Source organism: Anaeroplasma bactoclasticum (assembly GCF_003550015.1).
GTDB classification, from domain to species: Bacteria; Bacillota_I; Bacilli_A; order Acholeplasmatales; family Anaeroplasmataceae; genus Anaeroplasma; species Anaeroplasma bactoclasticum.
This window is the reverse complement of sequence record NZ_QXEV01000035.1, coordinates 1-18,077: the sequence shown is the minus strand read 5'-3', so window position 1 is coordinate 18,077 and position 18,077 is coordinate 1. Positions and strand designations below refer to the sequence as shown.

The window sequence follows — 18,077 nt, the reverse complement described above, 5'->3', positions numbered from 1 at the left end:
CACTTTTTCCTTATATAAAGCACAAAATCCAGGTATTTTTCACCTGGATTTTTTTTATCATTTTTACCCTTTATTAAAAAATGGGGAAACACAAATTATTTAATTTTTTATACCTTTAATTTTTTCCATTATTTTTTTTTATGAAAATGTGCTGTAATTGTGGATAATTTTTCCACATTGTGAATTCAATGTGTATAAGTATATATTTTACGAAAATGGCTTACCTATAACGTTTTTGATTAAAAAGTTTTCCACATTTGCCGTGTTTCTTCTAAAAACACCCCCTAGAGTTTTCCACATTTTTTGTGGATAACTTTAACTTGAAACAGTGTAATTTTATGATACACTTATAGCCGAGAATAGCAGGTGATACTATGCAGGAATACCAGTCGTTATGGAATTCCGTCAGAGATGAACTAAAAAATCAGCTCGCACCTTCTACCTTTGAGGAGACTTTTGGAAAAGTTAAAAGAACAGCGAAGGAAGAAAATGGTCTGATTTACATTATTTGTCCCAATACGGTAACCAAATTTAAGATTAATCAGGTATATTATAAAAGTATTGAAGGAATACTTAAAAAAATTACCTCAAGACAAGTAAAATTCAAGTTCGTTTTAGATGAGGAGATTATAGAAAAAAAGCAGGATTCAATTGATATCCCTAAGATATCTGTTAATAATTTAAACCTAAATTATACATTTGAATCCTTTGTAGTAGGTGAATCAAATAAAAGAAGCTGGCTTACAGCAACTAAAGTAGCTGAAGACCCAGGTTATTTCGTTAACCCTTTATATATATTTGGTTCCGTAGGATTAGGAAAAACACACCTAATGCAAGCAATCGGTAACTTCATTTCTGAAATGCATATTGATTTTAAAATTTTATATATTCAAGCACAGGAATACTTTTCTGATTATACAAAAGCATGTGCTGATAAGAATTTTGAGGCTTTTGAAAAGAAATATTCTACTATTGATGTATTATTAGTTGATGATATTCAAATGTTAGAGAAAAAGGTTTCTACACAAGAACAATTCTTTAACCTATTTAATGAAATGATTAACAATAATAAGCAGGTTGTAATTACATCGGATAGACCAGCTTCTAAGCTAAATGGATTCATGGATCGTTTAACATCTAGATTTAATTCTGGTATTGTTGTTGATATCAATCAGCCAGATTTTAATCAAAGAGTATCCATTTTAAAGAAAAAAGCGGAAGAAATGACTGCAAAACAGATAAATGATGATGTTTTAGCTTATATTGCAGAGAATTTCACAGATAATGTAAGAGAGCTTGAGGGTGCATTAAATAGAGTTATTCGTATGTCTGAATTATTTAATGCTGAACCAAACCTACAGTTTGCTAAAGATGAGCTTCAGGTATTAATTAAAGTTAAAAAGCCAAAAGAAGATAATAATTATGAAAATGCATTATCTGTAATAAGTGATATGTATTCTATTCCACAAGCCGATATGCTTGGTAAATCTAGACAAGAAAAATATGTTACTCCTAGACACATATCAATGTATATTTTAAAAACAAAATATAGCTTAACTTTACAGCAAATCGCATCAATATTTTCTTGCCATCACACATCTGTAATGAGTGGAATTCAAAAAATAGAAAAAGAGCAAGAAGAAAACGAAGAACTAAAGCTCGCTATAGAAACAGTTTTGAAAAAGATTGGTGGATAATTCTTCATTTTCCACATTCTTTATGGTATAATAAAACGTGATTACAAAAGGGTTTTTAGAGTTTTCCACAAACCCACAATCCTTTATTATATTTATTATAATTTAAACATAAATACATTTTTATTAGGAGACAAACATGAACATTTCAATTGATCGCGAAATCTTACTTGAAAATCTAAACACAATCGCAAGAGGCTTACCAGTAAGAAGCCCAATGCCTATATTAACAGGAATCAAAATGTATGCCACTGATACAGATCTTTATATGACTTCTTCAAATTCAGATATTTCTGTTGAGGTAGTAATTAATGACCAATCCTTAGTAATTCAGCAGCCAGGACAAACCGTAGTACCTGGTAAAGTATTTATTGATATCATAAGAAAGATCAATTCTAAAAAAATCAATTTATATCTTTCTGATGATAAGGTATTAGTTATTAAAGCTGATCGTGGTGAATACAAATTACAGATTATGGATCCTGTAGATTATCCAAAAATTGATTTCGTATTACATGAAAATCCACTTGTTATTGATGCAGATGTTTTAAAGGGAGTTATCCGTGAAACAGTATTCGCAACTGCAACAAGTGAAAAGAAGCCTATTTTAACAGGCGTTAATTTAAAGAATGTAGGTGGTAAGCTAATTGCTACTGCTACAGATTCCTTTAGATTATCTCAAAAGGTAGTTGCTATTGATCCTGAATATAAGGATTTCAATATCACAGTACCAAATAAGAGTTTTGATGAATTATTAAAGGCTATTGACCAATATGGTGAAAGAGTAACATTATATTTTGGAACAAATAAGCTTTTAGTATCATTTAAGAATATTTCATTCCAAACAAGATTACTTGATGGTAATTATCCAGATACATCAAGATTAATTCCAGCTGAATTCCCAATTGTATTAAAATTCAACAAGGATGAATTAGTTGAAGCAGTAGAAAGAGTATCTCTTTTATCTCCTAGAGATAAAGCAACAGATAGAGAAATTACTTATTCTATTATTAAGCTTTCTATTAAGAAAGATAGAATTATTGAAATTTCAACTACAAATGCTGCAGTAGGTGATGCCAAAGAAGAATTAATTCCAACATCTATTGATTCAGCAAATCCTATTACAATTGGCTTTTCAAGCCGTTATTTAATTGAGGCATTAAGAAGCTTCATCTCTACAGAGGTTTCCTTAAACCTTTCTGGTGCTATTCGTCCATTCATTATTCGTGGCGATAGAGATGCAAATTTAACTCAATTAATCTTACCAGTAAATATGGAATAATAAGACACCTCCGGGTGTCTTTTATTTATTATATAAATAAATGTATTCTATCATTTTGATAGGTTAAGCTATCACTAAAATTATAATTGATACAAATTGTAAACATTTGTTTTTTCTTTTGCCGAGATGAAAAGAACAGGGATATTATAATACCTATAGCATTAAAAAGCGTTAAATTTTTAAATTTATGAATTTTTCTAAAAACCTATATATTTTTACATAAAATAAAAAAAATTAAAAAAAAGCCAAAATTCTTGATTACCTTTTACCTATATGATATAATCATATAGAAGGAAATGGTAGAGATTTATGAAAATTATTAATATCAAAACAGAATATATAGAATTACAGCAGCTTCTAAAGATGGAAGATTACATTTCTTCTGGTGGACAGGCAAAATACTACCTTATGGAAAATGAGGTTTTAGTTAATGGTGTTATTGAAACTAGAAGAGGAAGAAAGCTAAGGGCAAATGATGTAATTAAAATTGGTAAGGAAGAATACCAAATTGCATGATTTCTAAAATTGAACTAAAGGATTTTCGATTATTTGAAAATCTTACTTTAGATTCATTAAATCCCTTAGTTATTCTTAGTGGCAAAAATGCCACTGGGAAAACTTCTATTTTGGAGGCTCTTTATTTATGTTCTACCGGAAAGAGCCATAGAACAAATGATTTATCTACCATTATAAAAAAGGACTCTTTATTCTCCATTATAGATATTACAGCAGATAGAAAATATAAATATGTCATATCTAAGGAATCAAGAGTTGGCTTTATTAACAAAAGTGAAGTAAAAAAATTAAGTGATTTTGTAGGTAATTTATCTGTTGTGATGTATTCACCAGATGATATTAGCTTAGTGAAGGGATCAAAACTAGATAAAAGAAGATTCTTAGATATGGAAATATCTTTAATAGATAAAACATATTTAAAAACTTTAAATTTATATAAAAAGATTCTTGCAGAAAGAAATGAATTATTAAAGCAAGAAGATATTGATCCTACATTTTTAGATGTACTTACAAAAAGTATTTCTGAATATACTTTAAAAATCTATGATAGAAGAATTTTATTTATCAATAGATTAAATGAGATTCTAAAGGATATTACTATTGATTTAAACACGGAAAATATCCGTTTAATTTATAAATCTACATATAATCCTAAAGATGTATTAGATTCTTATAAAAAACACGAAAAAAGCGATTTATTTATGAAATCCACAGGAATTGGATGTCATAGAGATGAGTTTGTTATTGAAATGGATGGTATGGATGCAGAAGAATATGCATCCGAAGGCCAAGCAAGATTAATATGTATTGCAGTAAAGCTTGCGTTGAAGAAGTATATAGAGGAATTAACAAATAAAAAGCCTATATTACTTTTAGATGATGTTTTTGCTGCATTAGATAAATCAAGGATTTCATCCCTTGTAAAGTATATTAATAATTCCTACCAAGCATTTATTACAACAACATCAGTAATGGAGATACCTGATGAATTATTAAAAAATGCTTTGGTTATCAGAATGGAAAAAAAGGAGAGATAACATGGAAGATATTGATGTTAAAAAAGAAATTGAAGAATTAACTGGTGATAATCCTGATGCATCCAATTATGGTGCGGATAAGATTAAAATTTTAAAGGGTCTAGAGCCAGTAAGAGAAAGACCAGGTATGTATATTGGTTCTACTGGTGAAACAGGATTACATCATCTTGTATGGGAAATTGCAGATAACTCTGTCGATGAGGCTTTAGCAGGCTATGCATCTCATATTCGAGTTGAAATTTTACCAGATAATGTAATTAGAGTTACAGATAATGGACGTGGTATGCCTATTGATATTCACCCAGAAACAAAAAAGCCAGCACTAGAAGCTATTTTTACAGTATTACATGCCGGTGGTAAATTTGATGATGGTGCATATAAGGTATCTGGTGGTCTACATGGTGTAGGTGCATCTGTAGTTAATGCCTTATCTGAGTGGCTAGAGGTTACTGTAATGCGTAATGGTAAGCAGTATACTGAAAGATTTGAGCGTGGTATCGTTGTAAAAGAATTATACGAGCATGATACATCGGATCATACAGGTACAATTGTTACATTCAAGCCAGATTATGAAATGTTCCATGAAACTTTAGTCTTCAATTATGAAACAATCCGTAAGAGAATGCAGGAAACTGCATATCTTAATAGTGTTTTAACAATCACTGTTGAAGATGAAAGAGATCCTTCCAATGTAGTCTCCAATACATATCATTATGAAGGTGGCGTAAAGGAATATGTTACTTTCTTAACAGGAACAAAGACAACCTTAAATAAGGATATTATTTACAATAATTCTATTGGTTCATATAAAGAATTAAATAGTGATGGTAAAGAAGTTACAAGAGATGTAATTATTGAAATTGCTATGCAATATAATGAATCCTATAATACAACAATTTATTCCTTCGTAAATAATGTTAATACTCATGAGGGTGGTCATCATGAAGAAGGCTTCAAGATGGCTTTAGCAAGAGTATTAAAGAAATATGCAGATGATAATAAGATGCTAAAGAAGGATGAAGAATTAACAAGAGAAGATACATTAGAAGGTATTGTTGCAGTTATTTCTATTAAGCATCCTAACCCAGAATTTGAAGGACAGACAAAGGCTAAGCTTGGTAACCCAGAGGTTAGAGGATTAGTATCTAAGGCTTGGGGTGAAACATTAGAAAGATATTTAGCTGAGCATCCTGCAGATGCTAAAACTATTATTGAAAAATGTTTACTTGCTTCTCGTGCAAGAATTAATGCAAGAAAGGCAAGAGAAGCTACAAGAAGAAAATCTCCACTAGATAATTTAATGCTATCAAGTAAACTTGCAGATTGTAGATGCAAGGACCCTGAAAAATGCGAAATGTATTTAGTAGAGGGAGATTCTGCCGGTGGTTCTGCAAAATCTGGTAGAAACTCCAATTATCAGGCAATTCTTCCACTTCGTGGTAAGGTTTTAAATGTACAAAAGGTACAATTAGCTAGAGCATTAGAAAATCAAGAAATTCAAACAATGATTCGTGCAATTGGTACAGGAATTGGTGAAGAATTTGATATTACTAAGGCTAGATATCATAAGATTATTATCATGAGCGATGCCGATGTCGATGGTGAGCATATTTGTATTTTATTATTAACATTCTTCCATCGCTTTATGAAAGGCTTAATCGAGGCTGGCTATATTTATGTAGCAAAGCCACCTCTATATAGAATCCAATATGCTAAGCAAATGGATTATGTTTATTCTGATGAAGACTTAGAAACTTTAAAGAAAACAAAGTATCAGGGTAAGAAATATGATGTTCAAAGATACAAAGGTCTAGGTGAAATGGACGCAGAACAGCTATGGGAAACAACTATGGACCCAAGATATAGAACATTAGTAAGAGTACATCTAGATGATGCACTAGAGGCAGACCGTATTTTTGAAGAATTAATGGGTGAAGAGGTTGATCCTCGTAAGGTATTTATTCAAGAAAATGCCCATTTTGCAGACAACTTGGATATTTAAGGAGAGTAAATCAAAATGGCTATGAATGAAAAAGATATAGAATTTGAAAAAGCCTTAGAGGAAAGAAAAGAAGAGGCTATCGAATTACTAGACGTAAATCAAAAAATGAAAAGATCCTTCTTGAACTATGCAATGAGTGTTATTATTGCAAGAGCATTACCTGATGCAAGAGATGGATTAAAACCAGTTCAAAGAAGAATTCTTTATGGTATGAATGAGCTTAAGATTTTCTCTAATGTACAGCATAAGAAATCTGCCCGTATTGTTGGTGATGTAATGGGTAAGTATCACCCACATGGTGACTCTTCTATTTATGAAGCAATGGTACGTATGGCTCAGGACTTCAGTTACCGCTATCCACTTGTTGATGGTCATGGTAACTTTGGTAATATTGATGGTGATGGTGCAGCCGCAATGCGTTATACCGAAGCCAGATTATCCAAAATAGCTATGGAAATGCTAAGAGATATCGATAAAAACACTGTAGATTTTGCAGAAAACTATGATGCAACTGAAATTGAACCAGTATTATTACCATCAAGAATTCCAAACCTATTAGTTAATGGTACAACAGGTATCGCTGTAGGTATGGCAACAAATATTCCACCACATAACCTAGGTGAGGTTATTGATGGTTGTATCGCATTAATAAAGAATCCTGAATTAACAAGTGAGGATTTAATGCAATATGTTAAGGGACCTGATTTCCCTACAGGTGGTTTAATCTTAGGTAAGGAAGGCTTAATTGATGCTTATACAAAGGGCTTAGGCTCTATTACAATTAGATCTAAGGCTCATATCGATACCTTTGAAAATGGTAAAGCTGAAATTGTTGTAACTGAAATTCCTTATGGTATTAATAAAACAAGAATTGTTCAAAGAATTGCAGAAGTAGCAAAGGATAAGATTATTGATGGTATTATGGATTTAAGAGATGAATCCTCTATGGCAGGCTTAAGAATTGTTATTGAGCTTAGAAGAGATGTTAATCCAGAAGTAATTTTAAATATGCTATATAAATACACACCACTTCAATCCTCCTATGGTATGAATATGGTTTGTATTGTAGATAATAGACCTGTAAATATTACATTACATGATGCAATCGATGTATATTTAAAGCATCAGCTAGATGTTATTACAAGAAGAACACAATTCGATTTAGATAAGGCATTAGATAGAATCCATATCTTAGATGGTTTATTAATTGCTCAGGATAATATTGATGAGGTTATTCATTTAATTAGAAATACTAAGGATGGTACTGAAAAAGAAAAATTAATGAATCGCTTCAATTTAGATGATGCCCAGGCTCAAGCTATCTTGGATATGAGATTACAAAGAATTTCAGGTCTAAATTATACAAAGCTTGTTGAAGAGCGTGATAGCTTATTAAAGGCTGCAGATGTATATAGAGAAATTTTAGCATCTCCTGAAAGAAAGAATGAAGTATTAATTACTGAAATGGAAGAAATTAAATCTCGTTATGCAGATACTAGAAAGAGTGAGCTTGCTCTTAATACTGCATTAAATATCTCTAATGAGGATTTAATTGAAAAGGAAGATGTTATTGTTACATTAACTACAAAGGGTTATGTAAAGAGAATGAAGCAAACAGAATACCGTGCACAATCTCGTGGTGGTGTAGGTATTTCTGGTATGAAAACTCATGCCGATGATGATGTTTCTATGATCATTCCTACATTTACTCATAATTATTTGATGTTCTTTACAAATAAGGGTAGAGTATATTCTATGAAGGCTTATAACATTCCTGAAGGCTCTAGAACAGCTAAGGGTACACCTTTAGTTAATTTATTACCTTTACAGGAAAATGAGCATGTTCAAACAATTACTCATGTTGATGAATTAAATGATGACCTATATCTATTCTTCGTTACAAAGAATGGTACAGTTAAGAGAACTCAAATGAAGGAATTCGCAAATATTCGTTCAACAGGTATTATTGCAATTACTCTAGACCCTGATGATGAATTATTTAGAGTATATTTAATTAATGGAACAGAATCTATTGTACTTGGTGCATCTAATGGTAAGGCAATAAGATTTGCTGCTGAAGAAATTAGATCTATCGGTAGAAGTGGTGCTGGTGTACGTGGTATGCTTTTAGATAAGGAAGATTCTATTGTTGGTTGTGCAATTGTTAAGTCTGAAGAGGATTCTATTTTAGTTGTATCTTCTAAGGGCTATGGTAAGAGAACTGCTGCTGATGAATATAGATTACAGGGTAGAGGCGGCTCTGGTGTTAAGACAATGAATGTTACAGAAAAGAATGGTAACTTAGTTTGCCTTGCTGGTGTAACAGAGGAAGACGATTTAATTATTACTACAGACCGTGGTGTAGTTATTCGTATGCATTGTAATACTATTTCACAAACAAAGCGTGCAACTCAAGGAGTTAAGCTAATTTCTATTCGTGATAATCAAGCTATTTCTACAATTGCCGTTGTAGAAAAGGAAGAGGATGAAGAAGTAGTTGATGACATCACAAATGAGTCTAATGAAGAAGTAGAAGCTACTTTAGAGGCTACTTCAGAAACTATTGAAACAACTGAAGAATAAAATGAAAAACCTGCTATTTTTGCAGGTTTTCTCTTGTTTTTATAGAATATAATTGATATAATTTTTTTAGCTTTGGGAGGGGACAAAATGAAAAAATTTATAATTCGTTTATGTTTAGTAATTATTGCATTTATTGCTTGTATATCTTTAAAAGGAATTAATGCTTCTGCAAGTAGTCATCCTAACTGTACATTAGAACAACAAGAAAATGCAAGTAATGGTAATGAAACTAAAATTCGTTATATTGCAACAATAAGTAATTTAGAAGATTTAAATGATATAAATGAAATTACTTTTTATTTCTATTTATATAATCCAAACGATATTCATGACCAAAAATCTGCAACATATACTACTACAACAGTATATGATGAAGTATTAGGTGAAAATGGTAAGCCTAAAGAGTTAAATACATATTATGCTGTACATACTTTATATGATTTAACGAAATTTAGTGGTTATACTATAACAGTTGGAGTTGGTTTAACATATCATAATATAAAAAATAATATTTCTACAAATTTTGTTTCTCACATTATTAGAAATGATTTAGATTCAAAGGAATTATTATTATCTAATCCAACATCATCAGAATTTACTGGAAAAGCACCAAAAATGAAAGAGGATGCCACTAAATTAACCAAAGAGGATTATTGTAATACAGATTTTTATTATGATAATAAGGTAGATGGCGTTGGTAGATGGAACATCGCTAATAAATATAAAGCTGTGATATATACACACCAATTAGACCAAGGAAGTATATATGAAAAACAAAAAGTTATAATGGATTTTGAAACAGGTAATCTATTCTTTTATTATGAAAGCTTTGATATTTTCTATGGAAAAACATTAACCTTATCCACATATGCAATTAGGAAAGATGATACATACACTATAATAACAGAAATTAGTTTGAATTCATTTAGATATGATAAAAAGATAGTAAATATAGGAGATGGTATTGCGAATGGAACTGTTAAATTTTACACAACCATGTCAGCAGAAGATATTGTCTTAAATGATGAATCTGAGGGAGAATATATTAATGCTTCAGCAGAAAATAATGCTCCTATAAACAAAAATCTATTATTCAATATTGAAAAATATGCAGGATGGAGAAATCCTGACATTCTAAAGGAACAGCTAACTATAATTGATTCTATCTATGGAAATAAAGAAAATGGATATTATTATATAAATCATGGTGGAAATTGGCTTACAGTAATAGATGAATATTGCTTAGCTTTTACTGCATCAGAAAACGTACATTATGGATTCTATTATAGTGAAAAATCTCTTTTGAATGATCCTGTTAGTTTAACCGGTAATTTTACTATTTATAATAGAGAAGAATTAGGATTGAGTAAAAATCAACTATTTAATAAAACTTATTTTCCTTTCGCGATAGCTCCATATGAAATTGATTCATGGGTTGGTAATCTTAGTTTTTACAATGAAAAAGCCTTTATAGAAAAATATTTTGAAGTTGAATAATATAATGACACCAAGACTTAAGTTTTGGTGTTTTTATGTTTAAGAAGAAAATACTTATACATAATGAAACATTATAGAATTCTTTATAAATTTCTATTATAATAGAAATACCTTAAGGAGCTTAAATTCATGCATAAAATCGCAATTAAAGAGCTAGCTTATTTTATTTGTGCTAGTGGTAATCTTACAAATGAATATTTCTCCAATAAAGATTTAATGGCTGGAGCTAAGGCTCATGATTATTTACAAAATAAATATAATCAGGATTCTTTAGCTGAGGTTTATATTAAAGAGAAGATTAATTATTTGGGTGAAGAATATTTAATTCATGGTTTTATGGATGGAGTATTAGATATTAATGGAGAAAAGATAATAGAAGAAATTAAATCTACAGAAGAGGAATTAGATTTAATTACCCAAGAATATCATAAGGAGCATTTGGCTCAACTTAAAATATATGCATATTTGTATTCCATTCAAAATGATATGGATTTAATGCATATAAGATTAACCTATATATCTACAATAGATTATGAAACTAAAAGCTTTGATTCTATTATTCCTCAAGAGGAATTAGAGGATTTCTTCTTTAATGTTTTAGAAGAATATATTACCTTCTTAAAAATGATAGATGAAGCAGAAATTAATAAATATAAAACAATAGAAGAAATTGAATTCCCTTTTACAGAAAAAAGACCTGGCCAAAAGGAATTAATGAGAGCTGTATATGAGACATTAACAAAAAATGATATCCTATACGCTATTGCGCCTACAGGTATAGGAAAAACTATGGCTACTATGTTTTCTGGTTTAAAATCTTTAAATAAAAATGATAAATTATTTTATTTAACAGCGAAAGGCTCTGGAAAAAATGCACCCCTTGATGCTATTAAAATATTATCTAAAAAGGGATTAAAGGTTAAAACTATTGATATAACAGCGAAAAGTAAAATATGTAATAGAGGAAATAAAAATTGTAATCCAGAGGATTGTCCTTTTGCTTTAGGCTATTTTGATAGATTAAAGGCTGCAACATTTGAAATCTTTAATGATTATGATATTTATGATATGGATACTATATTAGCTGTAGCGAATAAGCATAATATTTGTGCATTTGAATTTAGCTTATATTTATCCTATTACTGTGACATTATTATTGCAGATTATAATTATGGCTTTGACCCTCATGCACATTTAATTCGCTATTTTGATGATGATACCTATAATCCAAAGGTATTAGTAGATGAGGCTCATAATTTAATTCAAAGATCAAAGGAAATGTATTCTGCAAGAATTACAACAGAGGATTTAAGAATTATAAGAAAAGCCTTAAATGGTTTAAAACCTAGTATTAGAAGTGAATGTAATAAAGCAATAGAAGCATTAGAAAAATATATGGATTCTTTAGCGGAAAATGCATTATTATGTCAAAATACTATGGATTTAGATTTTAATGTATATTTAAGAAATTTAAGTCAAAAATGTGATGAATGCTTCCATGAGAATAAAAAAATAAAAGATAAAGATGAAGCAATGGATGTTTATTATAAAATATTAAGCTTTATAAATGCATCAGAAATATATGGAGAAAATCATAAAACTCTAATTAAGCTTAAGGATGATATTATTTCTATAGAATATTACTGCCTAGATGCTTCCCTTTATTTATTAAAAACAATTAAAGAATCTATTCATGGAATTGTATTCTTTAGTGCTACTTTATATCCTATAGAATATCATTCGAATCTATTAACTCATGGAGAAGGTAAATATATATCCTTAAATAGTCCATTTGACCCGAATAATTTAGATATTATTATCAATAATAAAATCTCTACAAAGTATAAAAATAGAATTAATACAGTAGATGAAATATTAGAAACTATTGATGTTGTTAGTAATGCACATCCTGGAAATTATATTGTATTCTTTCCTTCCTACCAATATATGAATATGGTTACAGATGTAATAGATAATCCAAATTATGAATGTATTATTCAAAAGAACAATATGACAGATAAGGAAAAGAATCAAATTATAAAGAAGTTTAAAAATACAACAAATACAAAATTTGGTTTCTTTGTTATGGGAGGAGCATTCTCTGAGGGGATTGATTTACTTGGAGATGCATTAACTGGTGTAATTATTGTTGGAGTTGGACTACCTATGGTATGTGAAGAAAATGATATATTAAAGGATCATTTTGAACAAGAATATGGTAAAGGCTTTGAATATGCATACCAATATCCTGGCTTAACTAAAGTAATACAAGCAGTAGGAAGAGTTATAAGAGATACTTCTGATAAGGGTATTGCAATATTAATGGATGAAAGATTTAGCTATTCTTCCTATTTATCCTTATTTCCACCTCATTGGAAAAATAAAAAGATTATTACAAACACTTACTTATTGAAAAAAGAGCTATTAAGTTTTTATAATAAGGAGAAATAATTTTTAGATTTTTACTTAGTATGAGAGGGTGTCTAAAATGAAGCAATATAAAATTGGTTTAGTATTAGGAAGGTTTCAAGGAGTTCACTTTGGCCATGAATCTATTATTGAGCATGCGCTTGCGTTATGCGACGAGGTATTAGTATTTATTGGTTCTAGTGATAAATCCGGTACAAAGGAAAATCCCTTCCCTTATGAATTAAGATATAATATGCTACATGATATATATAAAGATTCTATTCATATATATCCACTTCCAGATTTAGGTGTTGGGAATGTACCTAAATGGGGAGATTATGTAATAGAAAATGCAATTAAGGTATTAGGAAAGCCAGATTTAATTATTTATGGAGAAGAACCTAAATTAAATACATGGTATAAAAATTATAGTGAATTATCTTATATTAGTATTGATAGAAAGCTTATTCCAATTGATGGTACAACCTTAAGAGGATATATCAAAAAGAACAAAAGAGAAGAATTTGAAAAATATACAAATCCATTAATTCATAAATACTTTGATGAATTAAAAAAATATCTTATGGAGGTATAGGTAATGTTAAAAGAATATGGTTATATTCGTGTTGCAGCTTTAGTAAATGAAATTCATTTATGTGATCCAGCATGGAATGTAAAAGAAATTATTAAAAATTTAGATTTAGCGGAAAAAAAGGGTGTTGATATTATTACAACACCAGAGCTTTCCCTAACAGGCTATACTGCCCAGGATATGTTTTTAAATGATGATTTATATACTGGAGTATTAAATGCTTTAAAAGAATTAAAGGAGTATTCTAAAACAACTCCTTTAGTATTCATAGTTGGTGCACCAATTCGTATTAAAAATTCTTTATATAATTGTGCATTATCCTTCTATAATGGAAGCATTATTGGTATAACACCAAAAACATTTATTCCAAATTATAATGAATTCTATGAAGCTAGATGGTTTAAAAGTGGAAGTAATTTAACTGTTAATTCTATTGAATTATTAGGTGAAAATGTACTTATTTCTAATAAATTATGCTATAAATGTAAGAATTATGATTTAACTTATGCCATAGATATTTGTGAGGATTTATGGGTATCAAATACCCCATCTAATTTCACTACATTAAATGGTGCAACCATAATTTTTAATTTATCTAGCTCTAATGAAACGATTGGTAAGGTTTCCTATAGAAGAAATCTAGTTCGTATGCAAGCATCTAAAACTTTAGCTGCATATGTATATGCTTCTAGTGGAATTAGTGAATCTACATCGGATATTTTATTTTCTGGTCACGCAATGATTGCTGAACCAGATGGAACATTTATTGAAAATGAAAGATTTAAATTTGAATCAAATTTATTAATTCAGGATGTCGATATTCAAAGAATTAAAAATGATAGAAATAAAACAAATTCCTATGCAGGTGTAAGCTTTGATTATACTTATCCTGAGGCTTATTTTGAACTTTCCATCCATAATAATACATTATTAAGAAAATACAATAAAAAGCCATTCTTAGCTCATACAAAGGAAGGATTAGAAGAAATACTAAATATTCAATCCTATGCATTAGCTAAAAGAGTTAAATATTTAGGTAATTCTAAAATGATTATTGGTATTTCTGGTGGTGCTGATTCTACACTTGCCTTCTTAATCACTATGAGAGTATGTAATATTTTAAATTTACCAAAGAGTAATGTAATCGCAATTACTATGCCAGGCTTTGGTACAAGTGGAAGAACATATAATAATTCGAAAACCCTAATTACATCCTATGGTGCAGATTTCCGTGAAATCTCTATTAAGGATGCTTGTATTCAGCATTTTAAAGATATAAATCATAAAGATGGAGTATATGATATAACCTATGAAAACACTCAAGCAAGGGAAAGAACTCAAATTCTTTTTGATGTTGCAAATCAAGAGGGTGGTATTGTAGTTGGTACAGGAGATTTATCTGAGCTTGCGTTAGGCTGGGCTACATATAATGGAGATCATATGTCTAATTATGGAGTAAATTGTTCTATTCCAAAAACATTAGTTACTACCTTAATTGGTCATATTAGAGATGAAGAAGAAGGAGTTATTAAAGAAACTCTAACAGATATTTTAAATACTCCTATATCTCCAGAATTATTACCACTAGATGAAAATGGTAATATATCTCAAGAAACAGAAAAGAATGTAGGTCCATATATTTTAAATGATTTCTTCTTATATCATTTCTTAAGATATGGAGCACCAGTAAAGAAAATATATTTCTTAGCTAAAGAAACATTTAAGGATGATTTCAAGCCAAATGAAATAAAAGCTACCCTAAAGGTATTTATAAAGAGATTCTTTACACAGCAGTTTAAAAGAAACTGTGTACCAGATGGTATTAAAGTAGGTAGTGTTGCTGTATCACCAAGAGGAGATTTAAGAATGTCTAGTGATACATATTCTAAATTATATTTAGATGAAGTAGAAAAGTTATAAAAGGAGGCAATTTGCCTCCTTTTACTGTTTTATTTTGTTTAAAATACCATCTAAATTATAATCCTTAGAATGATCCATAAATTCGATTTTTAATTCTTCCTTATCATATCTTGGTAAGATATGTACATGGAAATGCATAACACTTTGTCCTGCAACCTCATTGCAGTTATTTAAAATATTTGCGCCTTTAGCGCCTAAGCTTGGTACTATTTTTTCTGCAAGCATTTTAGCTTTTTCCATTACCTTTAAATATACATTATTGTCGATAGTTAATAAATTATCATAATGTTTTTTAGGCATTACTAAAGTATGACCTAATGTCGCTTGAGAAATATCTAAAATTGCAAGGCAATCCTCATCCTCATATACCTTTTTAGATGGAATTTCACCATTAATAATTTTACAAAAAATACACATAATTCATCCTCCTAAACTATAAATATTATAAACGTTTTCCATTATTTAAGCAATCTATATAGAAACTCAAATTTATTTGAGTTATAATAAATAAAATAGGTGAGTTTATGAAAAGAATACGTGATGATATTAAGACAAATTTCATAAGATACACTGGACCGATTCTTTCTATTGTTTGTTTTTTTATTATATTAATTGTGGCTGAGGTATTAAATAGCCACTATGACTCTAATTTAAATTCAACTTTAGATAAGTATGAGACAAATTGGGTTTTAGTTTACGATGGTAAAGAAGAAGAAATAGTATTTCCTTTTGCAAAGGATTATTCTATTAAGGAATGTGAACTAAAAAACACCTTGGGTGATGTTACAGATAATGATATCATTTTGTTTAAATATCAATATCAGATAACAGATATTTATGTTGGAAATGAGCTTATTTATCATGTATCCTTCCCAAAGTCTGGAAATGTATCTACAACAATGGGTACCAATATATTATCTATCACTATGCAAAAATCTTATTCGAATAAAGAAATAAGAATTCATATGCAGGTAGAGAATCAATCCAAAAGGCTTATGATAGAAGATATTTATTTATGTTCTAGAGGAGATTATTTATTTAGTATTTTTAAATCAAATACTATGCAATTATTCTTTGCATCCTTACTACTTATTACAGGAACAATTTATTTAATCATTTATGTTGTTATAAAAATAAAGGGTGTTAAATTAGTATCCATAAAAGAAGAATATTTCTTAAGTTTATTTGTATTTTCTTATAGTGCTGCCCTTTGGGTATTAACTGACTTACATTTAGTATTTATAATGACAGGTCATTTAGTTGTAAATGATATATTATCTTATTTTTCATTATCCATAGTGCCGATAGGCTTAGTATATATCGTTTATTATATATTAAAGAAATATAAGCCTTTCTTTATCATATTAGAAGGAATATATTGCCTAAATATATTATTACAAACCCTATTCTTTATTACAGGTATAGCAGATATTGCAAATATGCTGATAGTTACACAGGTATTATTATTCTCTGGATTATTCGCATCCATTGTAATAGTTATTCTTGCGATGATAAAAGAAAAATCTAAAGATGTAATATTATTAATTTGTGGATTTATAATTTTCTTAGTATTAATTGGAATATGTATTATAGGATATATGTTTGGTCCTATAGGCTTTGATTATAATTTATATTTCTTACTTGCAATGACAGTGCTTGCTACAGTATTTGGATATACTATTTTAAAAGAATTTGTACTGGTAATGGGACACCACGCAATGATGGAAAGAACTATCAAATATGCTTATATTGATGCTTTAACAGGTATAGGTAATAGAAGATCCTATGAAGAAAGCATTGTAAAAGAAAAGGCATATTCTGGAATTCGTCATTTAGCTATTGTAGCATTCGATGTCAATTATTTAAAAGAATCTAATGATAACTTAGGCCATAAGGCTGGAGATGAATTATTAATTGCAACTGCAAATATAATTAAAAAGCATTTATCCGAAGGTACAGGAGCTAATATTTTCCGTACTGGTGGAGATGAATTCTGTGCTATTGTACATATGTCAAAACAAGAAATATACAATAAGATTAATGAATTAAATAATGATATTGCTATATGGAAGGGATTATATAATCCTACATTATCTATAGCTGTTGGTTATGCAATAAAAGAGGATTATCCAGATATTTCCTTAGAGGAGCTTGCAATAAAGGCAGATGAGGAAATGTATAAGAATAAAAGATATAGGCATGCAAAGAAACAAAAGAGCTAATTTTAAAAATTATTTGCTAAGTTCAAACAAAAAGTTGGTAATTAAGAAAAAATTCCATAATGATATGCTCCATAGGCCTGATATAAATCAATAGGCATAGGAAGCTTAGTTATATTTCTTACCGCTATTGTATGAACTTGTTTCATTGATTCCATATAAGTAAATGAAACTCTTGCCTCGGCCTTTACTCTATATTTAATCTTCTTTAAGAACAGAAGCCAGTTTAAATAATCCTGAAGATGTCTTGTTGATATGCCATGCTTTTTTGAAATCAAAATTGATAGTTCACTATGAATCTGATTTACATTTGATACTGTGTGATT

12 protein-coding genes and 1 pseudogene are annotated in these 18,077 nt (G+C 29.4%); 11 read left to right on the top strand and 2 right to left on the bottom strand.

Annotated features, from left to right (window positions below; translation table 11 throughout):
• Positions 1-374: 374 nt before the first annotated feature.
• The 10 genes from dnaA to EI71_RS09020 all read left to right on the top strand — a co-directional run bounded on the left by dnaA (position 375) and on the right by EI71_RS09020 (position 15,532).
• Positions 375-1,697: a chromosomal replication initiator protein DnaA gene (gene dnaA, locus EI71_RS09065; RefSeq protein ID WP_119016921.1), complete on the top strand. Its 1,323-nt coding sequence runs from the start codon at positions 375-377 to the stop codon at positions 1,695-1,697.
• Between the two features lie 136 nt (positions 1,698-1,833).
• Positions 1,834-2,976, top strand: a complete 1,143-nt coding sequence (dnaN, locus tag EI71_RS09060) for a DNA polymerase III subunit beta (RefSeq protein WP_119016920.1) — start codon at positions 1,834-1,836, stop codon at positions 2,974-2,976.
• Between the two features lie 309 nt (positions 2,977-3,285).
• Entirely contained in the window at positions 3,286-3,492 is a 207-nt protein-coding gene (gene yaaA, locus EI71_RS09055) for a S4 domain-containing protein YaaA (protein WP_162849923.1), read from the top strand.
• Positions 3,489-4,529: a DNA replication/repair protein RecF gene (recF, locus tag EI71_RS09050; RefSeq protein ID WP_119016918.1), complete on the top strand. Its 1,041-nt coding sequence runs from the start codon at positions 3,489-3,491 to the stop codon at positions 4,527-4,529. Before yaaA ends, recF begins: the two co-directional genes overlap by 4 nt.
• 1 nt (position 4,530) lies before the next feature.
• Positions 4,531-6,531: a DNA topoisomerase (ATP-hydrolyzing) subunit B gene (gyrB, locus tag EI71_RS09045; protein ID WP_119016917.1), complete on the top strand. Its 2,001-nt coding sequence runs from the start codon at positions 4,531-4,533 to the stop codon at positions 6,529-6,531.
• A gap of 15 nt (positions 6,532-6,546) precedes the next feature.
• Complete coding sequence (gyrA, locus tag EI71_RS09040) at positions 6,547-9,114, top strand: DNA gyrase subunit A (RefSeq protein WP_245951366.1); 2,568 nt, start codon at positions 6,547-6,549, stop codon at positions 9,112-9,114.
• Positions 9,115-9,201: 87 nt separating this feature from the next.
• A complete protein-coding gene (locus tag EI71_RS09035; protein ID WP_119016916.1) occupies positions 9,202-10,611 on the top strand; it encodes a hypothetical protein in 1,410 nt (469 codons plus the stop codon).
• 129 nt (positions 10,612-10,740) lie between these two features.
• The gene (locus EI71_RS09030; RefSeq protein ID WP_119016915.1) at positions 10,741-13,062 is read left to right on the top strand and encodes an ATP-dependent DNA helicase; all 2,322 of its coding nucleotides are present in this window, start codon (positions 10,741-10,743) and stop codon (positions 13,060-13,062) included.
• Positions 13,063-13,099: 37 nt separating this feature from the next.
• Entirely contained in the window at positions 13,100-13,615 is a 516-nt protein-coding gene (locus tag EI71_RS09025) for an adenylyltransferase/cytidyltransferase family protein (protein WP_119016914.1), read from the top strand.
• A 3-nt stretch (positions 13,616-13,618) separates the two neighbouring features.
• A complete protein-coding gene (locus EI71_RS09020) occupies positions 13,619-15,532 on the top strand; it encodes an NAD(+) synthase (protein ID WP_162849922.1) in 1,914 nt (637 codons plus the stop codon).
• A gap of 21 nt (positions 15,533-15,553) precedes the next feature.
• Here the strand turns inward: EI71_RS09020 and EI71_RS09015 are convergent, their stop codons facing one another.
• Positions 15,554-15,949: an HIT family protein gene (locus EI71_RS09015; protein WP_119016913.1), complete on the bottom strand. Its 396-nt coding sequence runs from the start codon at positions 15,947-15,949 to the stop codon at positions 15,554-15,556.
• A 107-nt stretch (positions 15,950-16,056) separates the two neighbouring features.
• Here EI71_RS09015 and EI71_RS09010 point away from each other — a divergent pair, with 107 nt between their 5' ends.
• Positions 16,057-17,754, top strand: coding sequence for a sensor domain-containing diguanylate cyclase (locus EI71_RS09010; protein ID WP_119016912.1), 1,698 nt, complete (start codon positions 16,057-16,059; stop codon positions 17,752-17,754).
• Between the two features lie 41 nt (positions 17,755-17,795).
• Here the strand turns inward: EI71_RS09010 and EI71_RS10245 are convergent.
• Positions 17,796-18,077: pseudogene (locus EI71_RS10245) on the bottom strand (hypothetical protein); the annotation flags it as partial.

Bases quoted from the DNA above. Each gene is read 5' to 3' on its own strand.
- EI71_RS09030 (WP_119016915.1), top strand. From the start codon at position 10,741: ATGCATAAAATCGCAATTAAAGAGCTAGCTTATTTTATTTGTGCTAGT.
- gyrB (WP_119016917.1), top strand. From the start codon at position 4,531: ATGGAAGATATTGATGTTAAAAAAGAAATTGAAGAATTAACTGGTGAT.
- recF (WP_119016918.1), top strand. From the start codon at position 3,489: ATGATTTCTAAAATTGAACTAAAGGATTTTCGATTATTTGAAAATCTT.
- gyrA (WP_245951366.1), top strand. From the start codon at position 6,547: ATGGCTATGAATGAAAAAGATATAGAATTTGAAAAAGCCTTAGAGGAA.
- dnaA (WP_119016921.1), top strand. From the start codon at position 375: ATGCAGGAATACCAGTCGTTATGGAATTCCGTCAGAGATGAACTAAAA.
- EI71_RS09025 (WP_119016914.1), top strand. From the start codon at position 13,100: ATGAAGCAATATAAAATTGGTTTAGTATTAGGAAGGTTTCAAGGAGTT.
- dnaN (WP_119016920.1), top strand. From the start codon at position 1,834: ATGAACATTTCAATTGATCGCGAAATCTTACTTGAAAATCTAAACACA.
- EI71_RS09015 (WP_119016913.1), bottom strand. From the start codon at position 15,949: ATGTGTATTTTTTGTAAAATTATTAATGGTGAAATTCCATCTAAAAAG.
- EI71_RS09035 (WP_119016916.1), top strand. From the start codon at position 9,202: ATGAAAAAATTTATAATTCGTTTATGTTTAGTAATTATTGCATTTATT.
- EI71_RS09010 (WP_119016912.1), top strand. From the start codon at position 16,057: ATGAAAAGAATACGTGATGATATTAAGACAAATTTCATAAGATACACT.
- EI71_RS09020 (WP_162849922.1), top strand. From the start codon at position 13,619: ATGTTAAAAGAATATGGTTATATTCGTGTTGCAGCTTTAGTAAATGAA.
- yaaA (WP_162849923.1), top strand. From the start codon at position 3,286: ATGAAAATTATTAATATCAAAACAGAATATATAGAATTACAGCAGCTT.